Annotated in this window: 10 protein-coding genes; 7 read left to right on the forward strand and 3 right to left on the reverse strand. The window is 43.7% G+C overall.

Annotated features, from left to right (window positions below; genetic code table 11):
• Positions 1-69 precede the first annotated feature (69 nt).
• Entirely contained in the window at positions 70-1,257 is a 1,188-nt protein-coding gene (locus ACOQOE_RS05685; protein ID WP_067861999.1) for a pyridoxal phosphate-dependent aminotransferase, read from the reverse strand.
• A 316-nt stretch (positions 1,258-1,573) separates the two neighbouring features.
• On the opposite strand from ACOQOE_RS05685, the gene uvrB reads away from it, so the two are divergent.
• The 6 genes from uvrB to ACOQOE_RS05715 all read left to right on the forward strand — a co-directional run bounded on the left by uvrB (position 1,574) and on the right by ACOQOE_RS05715 (position 8,762).
• Positions 1,574-3,595, forward strand: a complete 2,022-nt coding sequence (gene uvrB / locus ACOQOE_RS05690; protein ID WP_067861997.1) for an excinuclease ABC subunit UvrB — start codon at positions 1,574-1,576, stop codon at positions 3,593-3,595.
• 42 nt (positions 3,596-3,637) lie between these two features.
• On the forward strand, positions 3,638-4,381 hold the full coding sequence (locus ACOQOE_RS05695; protein ID WP_067861994.1) for a FecR family protein: 744 nt from the start codon (positions 3,638-3,640) through the stop codon (positions 4,379-4,381).
• A 112-nt stretch (positions 4,382-4,493) separates the two neighbouring features.
• Positions 4,494-5,351, forward strand: a complete 858-nt coding sequence (locus tag ACOQOE_RS05700) for a tetratricopeptide repeat protein (protein WP_420555134.1) — start codon at positions 4,494-4,496, stop codon at positions 5,349-5,351.
• A 38-nt stretch (positions 5,352-5,389) separates the two neighbouring features.
• Positions 5,390-6,421, forward strand: a complete 1,032-nt coding sequence (locus tag ACOQOE_RS05705; protein WP_420555135.1) for an IS110 family transposase — start codon at positions 5,390-5,392, stop codon at positions 6,419-6,421.
• Between the two features lie 297 nt (positions 6,422-6,718).
• On the forward strand, positions 6,719-7,198 hold the full coding sequence (locus tag ACOQOE_RS05710) for a hypothetical protein (RefSeq protein ID WP_420555136.1): 480 nt from the start codon (positions 6,719-6,721) through the stop codon (positions 7,196-7,198).
• A 10-nt stretch (positions 7,199-7,208) separates the two neighbouring features.
• Positions 7,209-8,762 (forward strand): FecR family protein, encoded by a 1,554-nt coding sequence (locus ACOQOE_RS05715; protein ID WP_420555137.1) that lies wholly within the window; start codon positions 7,209-7,211, stop codon positions 8,760-8,762.
• Positions 8,763-8,776: 14 nt separating this feature from the next.
• Here ACOQOE_RS05715 and ACOQOE_RS05720 read toward each other — a convergent pair whose 3' ends face one another.
• Positions 8,777-9,544: an MBL fold metallo-hydrolase gene (locus ACOQOE_RS05720; RefSeq protein ID WP_420555138.1), complete on the reverse strand. Its 768-nt coding sequence runs from the start codon at positions 9,542-9,544 to the stop codon at positions 8,777-8,779.
• Between the two features lie 457 nt (positions 9,545-10,001).
• Here ACOQOE_RS05720 and ACOQOE_RS05725 point away from each other — a divergent pair, with 457 nt between their 5' ends.
• Positions 10,002-12,197, forward strand: a complete 2,196-nt coding sequence (locus ACOQOE_RS05725; protein ID WP_420555139.1) for a CHASE2 domain-containing protein — start codon at positions 10,002-10,004, stop codon at positions 12,195-12,197.
• A gap of 2 nt (positions 12,198-12,199) precedes the next feature.
• On the opposite strand, the gene ACOQOE_RS05730 is transcribed toward ACOQOE_RS05725, so the two are convergent.
• The gene (locus ACOQOE_RS05730) at positions 12,200-13,792 is read right to left on the reverse strand and encodes a GAF and HD-GYP domain-containing protein (RefSeq protein ID WP_420555140.1); all 1,593 of its coding nucleotides are present in this window, start codon (positions 13,790-13,792) and stop codon (positions 12,200-12,202) included.
• Between the last annotated feature and the right edge of the window lie 265 nt (positions 13,793-14,057).

Below are 14,057 nucleotides of genomic sequence, written 5' to 3' on the forward strand. Positions count from 1 at the left end.
AAGTCGCGAGAAGGTTCCAATAGATAGAAAAAACCGAGCATATAAGCTCGGTTTTTTGTGTTCACCCGTTTAGGCAGAAAGTGCTTTGCTGATACGTCCAAGCGCATCTTCAAGTACGTCCATGCTGGTCGCAAATGATAAGCGCATATTGCCGGGGGCGCCAAAAGCGGAACCGGGTACTAGTGCGACACCCGCTTCTATTAATAAGAACTCAGCGAGCGCTATATCATCTTCAAAGCGGTCATCATTATCGATCACTTCCTGAAAACTAGGGAAAGCATAAAAGGTACCGTCAGCAGGAATACAGCTCACACCGGGAATGCTGTTAAGTGTTTTAACAACATACTCGTGGCGAGCTTTGAAGGCGACGACCATCTCTTTAACACAATCTTGTGAGCCTTCAAGTGCTGCTTGTGCGGCGACTTGAGCGATCGATGTTGGGTTTGATGTGCTTTGCGATTGGATTTTTTTCATTGCACCAATTAACCAAGCAGGTCCCGCTGCATAGCCTATGCGCCAGCCAGTCATTGAATAAGCTTTTGAAACACCGTTTAGCACGATTGTACGATCATAAAGCTCAGGGCATGCATTTAAGATATTCACGAATGGCTTGTCATTCAAGCGAATGTGCTCATACATATCATCAGTTGCAATCAATACCTTTGGATACTTCAGTAGAACATCTGCTAATGCTTTAAATTCGTCGAGTGTATACGCAACGCCGGTTGGATTTGATGGGCTGTTTAAAACCATTAGGCGTGTTTTATCTGTGATCGCTGCTTCAAGCTGCTCAGGTGTCATTTTGAAGCGTTGAGCTTGTGTTGTGGAAACAATCACAGGCTTTGCGTCGGCCATAAGTACCATGTCGGGGTAAGATACCCAGTATGGAGCAGGCACAATAACTTCGTCCCCTTCGTTTAACAGAGCAAGGGAAAGATTAAAGAAGCTTTGTTTTCCGCCGCAGGAAACGAGGATCTGATTAGCTTCGTAATTTAGGCCATTATCATCTTTGAATTTATTAATAATCGCTTTTTTTAGGGATGGCGTTCCGTCTACAGCGGTATATTTAGTGAAACCTTCATTCAACGCCTGGATGGCAGCCTGCTTGATGTGATCGGGCGTATCAAAGTCTGGCTCACCAGCACCCAGGCCAATAATGTTCTTACCTGCCGCGCGTAATTCGGCTGCACGGTTAGTAACCGCCAGCGTTGGTGAAGGTTTTATGTTATTGACGCGGTCTGAAAGTTGAACGTTCAAGCCTAAATCCTCAAAAATTACCTGCTTGTATAAGTGATATGAAAGGGGCGCATCAGCAGGTGGCGATATTAATCAGTGTAGGTATTGCAAAGCAAAAACTACATCAGACGTCCCCAAACCCGCTAATAATACAGCAAAGAAAAGCCATCATGAATCCTGTTTTGGTTAAAAAACGCCTTTTTAGATCAATATATTGATCATAATTCTATTAAAGGAAACTTTATTGCTTCGATTATGTTCTTTGTAGGGGAAATAACTGCTCAAAATAAAAGGGAGTGGGATATAATGCGGAGTTTTATCTTCACATGGTTATGCTATGAAAGAGCGCTTTAAAGTTCATTCGCAATTCGCTCCGGCGGGCGATCAGCCGCAAGCAATTGCAGAACTCGTTGATGGTATACAGTCGGGCTTAGCTTCACAGACACTTTTGGGGGTAACGGGGTCTGGTAAAACCTTTACGATAGCCAATGTCATAGCTCAAGTTCAGCGCCCCACGATTGTGATGGCCCATAACAAAACCTTGGCAGCCCAGCTTTACGGTGAGTTTAAGGAGTTCTTTCCGGATAATTCGGTTGAATACTTTGTTTCCTACTATGACTATTACCAGCCCGAAGCTTATGTTCCCTCCTCAGATACCTTTATCGAAAAAGACGCATCGATTAATGATCATATAGAGCAGATGCGGCTTTCAGCAACCAAAGCCTTGTTGGAACGGGATGATGCCATTATTGTTGCTACAGTTTCTGCTATCTATGGTTTAGGTGATCCGAAATTGTACCTCGGCATGATGTTACATATAGATCGGGGCGATATTATTGACCAGCGTGCCGTATTGCGTCGTTTAGCTGAATTGCAATACACCCGTAATGATGTGGAACTACACCGTGGTACTTACCGCGTAAAAGGGGAGGTTATCGATGTATTCCCCGCAGAATCAGAGCAGGAAGCGATCCGTATACAGCTGTTCGATGAAGAGATTGAAGAGATCAGCTATTTTGATCCATTGACCGGCGAAATACTACGTCGGGTTCCCCGTGCTACCATTTACCCTAAGTCCCATTATGTAACCCCCCGTGAAACCTTGTTGGCGGCAGTTGAGAAAATTAAAGATGAGCTACGAGAGCGATTAAAACAGCTGCGTGATAATCAAAAGTTAGTTGAGGCGCAAAGACTAGAGCAGCGTACCCTCTACGATATGGAGATGATCATGGAGCTTGGATATTGCTCCGGTATCGAGAACTATTCCCGCTACCTTTCTGGTAGAGAGCCGGGAGCCGCGCCACCGACCCTATTTGATTATCTGCCGGATAATGCCTTGCTTGTACTGGATGAATCTCATGTCACTGTGCCGCAAATCGGGGCGATGTATCGTGGAGACCGTTCACGTAAAGAGACGCTGGTTGAGTATGGTTTTCGTCTACCTTCTGCATTAGATAATCGACCGATGAAATTTGAAGAGTGGGAGGAAGAGTCCCCTCAAATGATTTTTGTATCTGCGACACCGAGTAAATACGAGGCTGCTAATCAACAAGCGATTGTTGAACAGGTGGTGCGCCCGACGGGATTGATTGATCCAGAAGTTGAGGTTCGGCCTGCTTCAACTCAAGTGGATGACCTGTTATCAGAGATACATAAAGTTGTCGCTAAAAAAGAGCGTATTATCGTCACTGTGCTGACAAAGCGTATGGCTGAGGATCTGACTGAATACCTCGATGAGCACGGGGTTAGAGTTCGGTACCTTCATTCCGATATAGATACGGTTGAGCGTGTAGAAATTATTCGAGACCTTCGGATTGGTGAATTTGATGTCTTAGTCGGCATTAATTTACTTCGAGAGGGTATTGATATGCCTGAAGTGTCTTTAGTGACTATACTTGATGCTGATAAAGAGGGTTTCCTCCGTTCAGAAACGTCGTTGATTCAGACCATTGGACGTGCGGCTCGAAATGTTAATGGGCGCGCTATTTTATATGCTGATCGCATAACTGGTTCAATGCAAAGGGCAATAGATGAAACCCAGCGACGTCGAGATAAGCAGATTGCTTATAATGAAGAGCGCGGGATTGTGCCTAAAGGTATTACGAAGTCGGTCGCTGATATTATGGAAGGAGCGAGTACGATCCCAGGCCGCAAAGCAACACGAACGGCGAAGAAGGTTGCGGAGCAGACGGGTGAATATCAAATAGATCCATCACTGATGTCAGTTAAAGAGTTATCAAAAGCGATGACACGCATCGAAGATAAAATGTATGAAGCAGCTAAAAATCTAGATTTTGAAGTTGCAGCGCGGTATCGCGATGAATTGCAGAAATTAAAACAACATACATTTGTTAGTTGATTTTTTATCGATTTGACGACAGTTTAAAACAAGGAAAAAATCATGGCACGGCTCTCTAGAGTATTGATATTTTCAGCGGTGCTATTAATGAATGCAATCGGTTCAAACCTGAGTGTGGCTGCGGCTCAAGAAGCGGCCGTAGTTGTTTTAAGTATAGGGGGGAATAAGGCCCAACTGCCTCAGCAACCTAGTCGTGATCTCAAACGTAAATCTAGCATATATACGCAGGATTTAATCTCAACGGGGCCTAAAGGGCAGCTTCAATTGCGTTTTAGTGATAGTTCCCGTTTCTCTTTGCGAGAAAAAACTGTATTCAGTGTTGAAACCTACCAATTTAATAAAGATACACCGGAAACGGGGAACTCAGTTTATCGCCTATTAAAAGGTGGACTGCGGACCATTACCGGTGCGATTAGTCATACTAATGTGGAGCACTACCAAGTACATACACCTATAGCCACTATTGGGGTTCGAGGCACACATTACACGCTTTTCTACTGCGATAGCGCCTGCCAAAAAGATACACAGGGCATAATGGGGCTGTACGGCTATGTATTGGAGGGGGAAATCGTTGTAGAAAATGATTTTAGTAATGCGCCTGTTTCCGCTGGAAATTACTTCTTCTTAGCAAGTAGGGAGAGCCGAATAGAGATGAAAGGCACCCCTTTCGATATTTTTGAAACAGTTAAAGACCTAGGGCCTGTTTTAATCGATGGTGTTAATGATAAAAACATTCCTGCGACAGAGGTTTTGAACTCTAGAGCGTTACCACCACAATATCAGTAACAAAAAAAGCGCTAAGTTTTATTAAAATTGTAGATGTATCGTCTTTATATAGCTGTTAGCCTTAAACTAATAGTGTTTGAAAACCACTTATAATCTTGCTCAGGAGTAGTCAGTGTTCAGGAAATTATCTATTGGTCTGATGCTGAATGTTATGTGTTTGTCGACAACGGCAATGGCAGATACGGTCAGTGATTTGTCCCAGCTCCTTGAGAAAGGAGAGTCTGTAAAAGCCTACCAGTTATCGCTTGATAATCTTGATGAGATGGAAGGTGACCCTACGTTTGATTTTCAGTATGGCGTAGCAGCTATTGATAGTGGGCATCTTAGTGAAGGTATTTTTGCTCTTGAGCGTGTTCATATGTTGGAACCTAAGAACTCGCTAGCGACGTTGGAACTGGCACGTGGTTATTATTTGATCGCTCAATATGAAAGAGCGCAGGTGTTATTTCAGCAGGTTGATGCAGAAAATCCACCCGATGTAGTCCGCGCGCGTATTCAGCAGTTTCTGACCCTGATTACAGAAAAAACGTCAATTTCACCGACTAAATTTAAGAGCTTTGTCGAGCTGTGGGCAGGTTACGACTCAAATATAAATTCAGGTCCCGGCGGACAAACCAATGTGGTCATATTGAGTGACAACGCATTAGGTCGTGGCGATTCATATGCGCAAGTCAGGGTTGGGTCGAGTGTTGAGCATGCTTACAATCCCGACAATGCGCTTGTGTTTAGTGCCAATGTCGATTCGCGTATTTACGATAGCGAAGATGAGCAAGACTACAATAATATTAATTTAAGTGCTGGGCATATATGGAAAGGTGAAGCTAATCAATTTCAATTCAACTTCAACCTACAAAAGTACCAGTTAGCCAATAACAACTACCGCGACATGTTTGGTATCACAGGCACGTGGAGTAAGCAGCTTAGTAAACAATGGGATGGACTCATCCTCACTTCCGATGTACTACTCTAAATAGAGTTAAAAACACTGTATTTAAAGAGGTTTGACTGATGGCTATTATTCGCGTTGGTGTTGATATCGCTAAATCTGTTTTTCACGTGCATGGCGTTGATCGTCAGGGTAAATGCTGCTGGTCTGGCAAATACTCTCGTGCTAAATGGGTCGATCAAATTAGGAAAAAAGTCCCTCAAGAGGCCGAGATAGCAATGGAAGCTTGCGCGTCTGCTCATTATTGGTCAAGAATTCTTATGAGGCACGGATACATGGTCAAATTGATTGCCCCTCAATTTGTCAAACCTTATGTTAAAAGTAATAAAAACGACGCAGCGGATGCGGCCGCTATCGCGGAAGCGATGAGCCGCCCTCATATGAGGTATGTGGCTGTTAAAAGCGTAGACCAACAAGATATACAAGCTCTTCATCGTGTCCGTGAAGAGCTCGTTAAGCAGAGAACCGCAAAAGCTAACCAGATTCGTGGATTAGTGGGTGAATACGGAATTGTTGCACCCATAGGGATTCACACACTAAGAAAAGCAATACCTTGTTGGTTAGAGGATGCTACGAACGGTCTTACTAATCGATTCCGTCTATTGCTAGCAGGTCTTCAAGAGGATCTGATCTTCATTGATAAGAGGGTCGTCTCCATCACGACTGAGATAGAGCAGCATGCGGTGAGTGACCCTGTTGCTAATAAGCTATTAGCGTTAAGAGGCATCGGACCACTTTCTGCAAGCGCATTAGCAGGAATAATAGGAGACGGAAAACAATTTCGTCGTGGTCGTGATTTTGCTGCGTCGTTGGGATTAACACCCCGCCAGCATAGTACGGGGGGCAAAGATCGTTTGCTGGGAATTTCTAAGCGTGGTGATAGTTACCTGAGAAAGTTATTGGTTCATGGTGCCCGTTCTGTGGTTCGGCACACACAAAATAAAGAAGATAATCTGAGTCACTGGATTAACGAATTGAAAAAGCGAAAGCACGTCAATATTGCCACCGTGGCACTGGCCAACAAAACGGCTCGAATTGCTTGGGCAATCATAACGGGTGATGGTCATTATGACGATAAACGAGTGGCAGCATAAACAAGACTGAAGAGATCACGTAGAGAAAAGCGTGTTTAAGGTGGTAACAAGAGGTTTGTCTCAAAACGATTGCGAAGTAATTTGAGTGATGGCATAAGGTTGAACCGATGCTGCAATACCCCTGCCGGACGTAGAGCCTAATGAGCTCGTGTAAGCGATTGGGAGGCAGCATGCGAATAGCCCATTAAGGTCAGACATAATGATGTCATTTAAAGACCGAATACACGTAGGCAGTTGTACCTTCATGTGATCAAATAAATTACTTGCAAACGAGGATGAGTCCATACACGTTCGGTCATGAAGTTTTTCGTAGGGGCCAATGACCTCGCTTATGATGACCAGTCATGGAAAGATGCAACCCTGAGTAATGTAGGTGCAAGCTATATCTATGCAGGGGAGGGTGGCTGGCGTCCTCTTTATTTTATCAGTGCTTTTGCCGGAACAGAAAATCCAAAAACCGCGGGTATTTTAGCAAATGGCCAAGTTGACCGGGTTTTCCACGGCGGGAACTTAGGGATTCAGCTATCGCCTACTAGCGATATTAAATTGACACCCGCTATTACTTATCAACGCAGCGAATATAAAGGTAAAGATTGGATCTATAATATTAAGCGTAGGGATGATTTTACTATGTTTAATGTGAATATGAAGTGGATGGTCGCGCCCTCTTGGACAGTGTTAGCTAATTATAGTTTTAGCGATATAGGCTCGAATATTGAGCTTTATGAATATGACCGCCAGCAGGTAATGCTGGGTTTGCGTTATAACTTTCAGTGAGGTTTAGCATATGAAAACCTATGTCAGGGCGGCTCTATTTATTCTTTTTTCTAGTTTTGTTTCTGCTGCGCCTCAAAGCGTAGGTACCGTTATTCTGAGCTTTGGTCAGAATACGGCAGAGTCTGAGGGCACTCAGCGAGTTTTAAAGCGCAAGGTAGACATTTATGCCGATGACCTGTTGAAGACAGGAGATACGGGACGCTTACAGATACGCTTCACCGATGGCGCGCGCTTATCATTAAAGCCGGGTACTGAATTTAAAATAGCTGAATATCAATTTGATGAGGCTAATCCTGAAGATGGAAAAGCGGTTTACCGGTTATTAAAAGGCGGTATGAGAACGCTGTCTGGCCAGATAGGTAAAGTGGATAAAGAGGATTACACATTAGATGCGGTTGTGGCGACAATCGGTATTCGTGGAACCGATTTTACCGTTGATAAGAAAGGGGACGAGGTCCGCGGTAGCGTTAATAATGGTGCGATTAATGTAGCTAATAAGGGAGGAGCAAGTGATGTAGCAAAAGGCTTCTCTTTTCAGTTGGTGGGCGCTGATGGGGCGATCAATATATTCAGGACACCGGCGACGGTTCGTCGCTCCCTTGACAGTAAGGATGTTTCTGTTCCGGCTACTCAGGTGGAGAGTGAGAGCACACAGCAAATTACAGTGGCAGCGTCGCCTAATCCTACAGGAAATGGTGAAACCGCATCGGATGAAAGTGTCGTTGCTTTAGCTTTCTCGCAAGTTAAGCTTGGAGGTGTGGATGTCTCAGCAGGAAGTGTCGAAGGTACTGACAGCAATGCGGATATTACAATAGATCGTACGTTGGGTGGTGGGGATGTTGTAACGGGTGTCGTCTTTAACGATGAAAGTAGTTTATCGTCCGATCCTTGCTCTCCTTGTGTTATATCTAGCCCGCCTATTTTGGGAGTTTTGCTTGATCAAGACGAAATGACCGTTGGTACTGCTGAAGTTAGTTGGGGGCGCTGGGGGAGTGGTTATACAGTAGTGGAAAATGGTTTTCCGACGGTCACATCGGGTAGCTTTCATTTTATGTACAGTGATGGTGTGACACCGGCGTCTACTATTACCAGTAAAACCGGCAGGTTACTCTACCGTTATGACAGTATGCATGGTGGCGCCACAAGCCCTCAAGATCGAACTGGTGCGATTGGAGCGCTAGCTGATTATTCTTCAGTTACAGGTATTGATGGACATACATATAGTGGTACCTATTTACTGGTGAATTTCGATGCGCAGGCCTTAACCGAGGTTGGGATTGAGGCGAATATTGGCGGGGCGACTTATGTACTAAGGGATGACCCAAGCCTTGGTGGTGATATTTCTTTAGATAGTGTCTTAAATGGACAAGAGGTTGCGTTGACGGGGAGTTGTTCCGGTGGAGTCTGTAACCCTGTATCTACCAATTTATCTGGCCATATGAGTTTAGACTTTGTTGGTGGTAACGCAGAAGGCGCCGTCACTAGCTATGCGGCTGAGGGTGTTAATGCAGTGACTAGCCAGCCGGCTACTATTTCAGGCACTATCTTGTTTGAAGCTGAGTAGCCTAACGGATGTGTTTAAATAGCGCTTATATCGATTTGTTGGTTGTGCTGTAAACGTTCGAGCTTTCTGTTAGCTAGCCGTTGATGACACTGTTGCATAATGGTGTCTTCAAACCCAGGCTTTAAATGGGTGATCATGATTTTGCAATCATGGTTTAGCTGGGCTAATTGCTCTCGTAAGTGGCTTGGGGTTAAGTGCCCACTTAAGCGAGCAAGCTCATCTATCTCGTCGGTAAACGAGACATCAATAATCAGTAAATCCGGTTTGCGATCATTTAATATAGGCCAAAGTTCATCGTTAATACCTGAATCGCCGGTAAACGCAAAAGATGCGTTTGAGTCAGATATTAAATAGCCAACCGTTGGAGTAGGGTGCTGCGCGGGTAGCACTTCGATGTTTTTGTCTTGTAGAGAGAGCTTGTCGCCTTTTTTGATCTTGTGCAGGCGGATAATAGGCGACCCTTCAGGCAGGCAAGTGTAATCGGGCCAAATAGTCCAGTTAAAGATATGCTGTTTCAAGGCATCAATAACTTCAGGACGTGCATAAATATTTAGAGGCTCTTTATGCTGATCAAAGATAGTGGCAAGCATGAGAGGCAGGCCGATAATATGGTCTATATGTGCATGGGTAATGATAACATCGCGTATTTTTAACATACGCTCCATTGTTAGTAGTTCGAGACCTGTACCTGCATCGAGCAGTAACGAATCATCTACCAAAAATGTTGTAGTTTTTAAGCCTTGACCTATACCGCCACTACAACCTAACACGTCGATCTTCACGTTCCACCTCAGCTGTGGCTATCTAAATTAAGTACACTACTATGTACATTATGGTAGTTGGGTATGATAAAAGCGACAGCAGAAAGAATGCAGCAATTTTGTTCATAATTAATTGATAGCTTGCTAACAATATATCAAGCTAAGGCACTGAAGCTACGCACTTTTTGGTGAAACAAAATTTTTGCTGAATACAACGGTTTTATATAAACGCCAACGGTTATCCAAGATACAGATATTAGGCCGTTGCAGCAAATGAATCAGTTTGAAATTTCAGGTTATAAAAAGGTGTGCGCTTTCTATATTCGACTCTGTAGCGGAAGTTCAACATTTGACTTGCTTTATAGCTGTCGTGCGCAAATAAAACTGTTATTTTTATACAGTACAAATCTAATAAAGCGTATGCAGAATGGAGTGATCTTCCATAGTTACGCATTGTAAAACTGTTGCTGAGTAGTCAATGAGACAAAGAAAAATCAGAACATTGTTGGGCATTCTACTCACCGTTCTAATGATAGTTCCTGTGGTGACTGGCGATCGTCCTGAGTTATTTGAACGCTTTGAACATGATCTTTATGACTTACGTTTACGTCAGTTTCTTTCCAAAGAGGAAGATCCGCGTATTGTTATTGTTGATATTGATGAAAAAAGCCTTGCTGCGGAAGGGCGCTGGCCATGGAATCGTTCAAAGTTAGCACGTATGGTTGATCAGTTATTTGATAACTATGGTGTGGCCATCGTAGGCTTTGATATGGTGTTTTCAGAAGCGGATCAAAGTATTGATTTAGTTGAGCTTAAACAGTTTTTTGAAAATAAAAGTACCGATCACGATGTAACTACGCTGCTTAAAACGCTTAACTCGGATGCTCATTTTGCCCGTGTAATAGCTGATAGGCCTGTTGTATTGGGTTATCTGTTTGACCGTAGTACTAAGCAGCTACAAGTAGGCCATCCAGGAAAAGCGGTGATAGGTGAAGATCCCGCTTTAGCTGAGTTGCCTATTCCTGAAGCGAACGGTGTGATCTCTAGTTTGAATGCGCTACAAAGTAAGGGTGTTCGTAATGGCTTTTTTGATAACCCAATGGTTGATTCTGATGGTGTTTATCGACGCGTACCTATACTGCAGCGCTTTGAAGGTCAATATTATCCATCCTTAGCCTTAGCGATGATGTTAGCATTGTTTGAGGAAGATCAGGTGCTGCCGGTTATTGAAACGGATGCAACAGAGGAGAGGAGTGCTTTAGTGGCCGTTGAAGCAGCAGGCATACGTATCCCTGTTGATCAACATAGCGCAGTGCTGGTTCCTTATCGAGGCCCACAAGGGAGTTTTCCCTACGTTTCGGCTACTGATATTATTAATGGTGTTGCTGATCCTGAGTTACTGGAGGGCACGATTGTTTTAGTTGGAACAAGTGCGGCGGGTCTATTGGATCTTAGGGTGACACCTATGAGTAATCGTTACTCTGGAGTGGAGGTCCATGCCAATATTTTATCCGGCATGTTGGATGGGAGTTTTCATCACCAACCTGATTATACGCTCGGAGTTGAGATTGTTCAGCTTATTTTTTGCGGCCTACTCTTATCGATCGTTATTCCTCGATTATCAGTATTTTTATCAACGATTATCACACTGGCTATTGGTGGGGTGGTCATCGCCCTTAATCTCTATGCTTGGCAGCAACTATTATGGGTAATTCCGCTGGGTTATACCTTAATTTTAATTAGTGTGTTGTACCTTTTTCAGCAAACGACAGGTTACTTTTTTGAAACCCGAAATATAGCCCAATTGGCGAATCAGTTCGGACAGTATATTCCGCCCGAGGTGGTGGAAGAGTTAAGTCAGCAGGATCAATCCGTGCAGCTTTCTGGTGAAAGTCGGGAGATGAGCGTTTTTTTCTCAGATGTTCGGGGTTTTACCAGCCTCTCAGAGCAGCTGACGCCTCAACAATTAACCCGTTTAATGAATATCTATTTAACGGGGATGACTAAAGTTATTCATGAGCAGCGCGGCACAGTGGATAAGTATATAGGTGATGCTGTGATGGCTTTTTGGGGAGCGCCGCTTAAAGATGAAGATCATGCTCGTCATGCCTTGCAAGCCGCGTTAGAGATGCTTGCTTTGCTGCCGGAACTTAATCAGCAATTAGAACGTGAGGGGTTACCCGCGGTTCGTGTAGGTATGGGTATCAACAGTGGAATAATGAATGTGGGTAATATGGGCTCCTCTTTCCGTATGGCGTATACGGTCATGGGAGATGCAGTTAATTTAGGTGCACGTTTGGAAGGGCTGACCAAATATTATGGTACGCCGTTGCTTGTAAGTGGTGAGTTAGCGCAAAAAGTACCTGAGTACCTATACCGTAAATTAGATAGAGTGCAGGTTAAAGGTCGTAATGAGGCGGTGGATGTTCTAGAGCCTATAGGGTTACGTGAACAGTGCACACAACATGAAAAAAACGCAGTCGATCTATTCCAAAAAGGTATTCAGGCCTATTCGACAAAACAGTGGGATGAGGCTCAGGATATTTTTGAGGCTTATCTATGTCAAGCTACAGAAGATACAATGGCACGGATTTATCTGCACCGTATTGCTGAATATAAAGATGCTACGCTCCCCGCTGATTGGTGCGGAGTTTTTAGCCATACCAGTAAGTAAGCTTATTGCAAACCAGGCAGAGAGTGTATATCAAAGGTATCTATCTGGCGGGGTGTCATATGCTTTTGTGCATAAGTGAGATAAGCTCCACTTTCTGCAAACAGTTTGAATAAGTCACCATCTAAATGGTTATCCTCTACCATACGTCCTAAAATGGTCATGGCTTGGGATAAAAACATGCCTTTTTTATAAGGTCGATCGGGGGAGGTTAGGGCCTCAAAAATATCTGCGATGCACATAATGCGTGCGCGGGTTGATAAATCGTCCGCCTTCAAACCACGAGGGTAACCACTGCCATCCAAGTGTTCATGGTGATTGCAGGCGATTTCTGGCACCTGTTTTAGTTGTTTAGGGTATTTTAGAGATTCCAGCATATCGATGGAAACCTTAATATGATCCCGCATCACCTGACGTTCATCTTCAGTTAGCGTCCCTTTGCGAATACATAGATTGTCGGTTTCATCTTTGCTCAAGAGTTGGCGGGTTTTCCCCTCTAAATCAACCCAGCTGATATCTGCAATACTTAGAATACGGGCGATATCCTCATCAGCCATAAACTCCGATCCAGCATTAGGGCGTTTAATAAAATCGAGATCAGCGTCTAGTGCCTGTTTTTGCTGTTCTAATTGGAGGTAGGCCTTTGCGCGCTCTTTATCAGATATCGCTGAGTTTGAGGTAAGAAATTGAATTTCTAAATGAAGCTTATATTCACGAAATCGGGACTCAATTAAGTGAATACGGTCAAACATTGTATGTAGTTTGGTGGCTTTATCGATTATATATTCTGGTGTTGTGATCTTGCCACAATCATGTAGCCACGCGGCGATGCGTAGCTCGTACATCTCTATTTCACAAAAAGCTTTATTTGCGAATTCGCCTTGGGTTGCCGTATTGACAGCATCGGCTAGTAGCATCGCAATTTCTGGTACCTGCTCACAATGCTTGCCGGTAACAGGAGATTTGTGGTCAATTGCACGGCCAATCAACTTAATAAATGATTCAAAAAGGTGGCGTTGAGCATCAATCAAACGTCGTTTGGTTAGGACTGTCGCCGCAAGAGAGGCAAGGGATTCTACCAAATGTTGTTGGGTCGCTAAGAAAGGGATGATCTGCCCTTTCTCATCAATGGCGTTTATTAACTGTAACACACCGATAATCTCCCCTTCATGATCTTGTAAGGGGACACAGAGAAAGGACTTAGAATGATAGTTTAATTGTTTATCAAAGTTACGAGTGCCTGAAAAATCATAATCTACACACTCATAAGCATCGGGAATATTAATGGTTTCTCGCTGAACAAAGGTTTGAACGACAACGAGTTTAGATGCTTGTTTTTGAGAATTAAAAATATCTATAGCGGGTAGGTCGTGAGGCTTACGGTGAATACCTAAAGAACGATTATGCAATATAGTAAATGCCAACTCATTCTCATTCTCTTCATTCAGGGTATATAAGGTCCCACCATCAGCATTAGTCAGGTGCATACAACCGAGAATAATACGATCTAATAGTTTGGTATGATCATTTTCTGTCGTCAAAGCTCCTGTCAAATCAGCCAGTTGCTTTGCGATTTCTTCTGGATCTAAGTGAAGCATAACTATTCCGATCTACCTATTTAGATGTAACTATAAATGTGGCGCCCTAGCGCAGTTGTGTCAAGGGGGTGCAGTGTTAAATAACCAAAATATAAAGGTTTTATCTCTTGTTAGGTTATAGGAACGGATTTAGAGCGCTCTTATTGTCAACGTGCCCATTTTAGACAGCATAATAACAGTATTAGAGGGAAAGCAGGCTTGAGCTAGGTTAGTTATTGTGAGTTTAAGGCTCTAGTCCTAGATGTTAGGCATAAGATTAAGCTAA

This window comes from Neptuniibacter marinus (assembly GCF_965223595.1).
Lineage (GTDB): Bacteria > Pseudomonadota > Gammaproteobacteria > Pseudomonadales > Balneatricaceae > Neptuniibacter > Neptuniibacter marinus.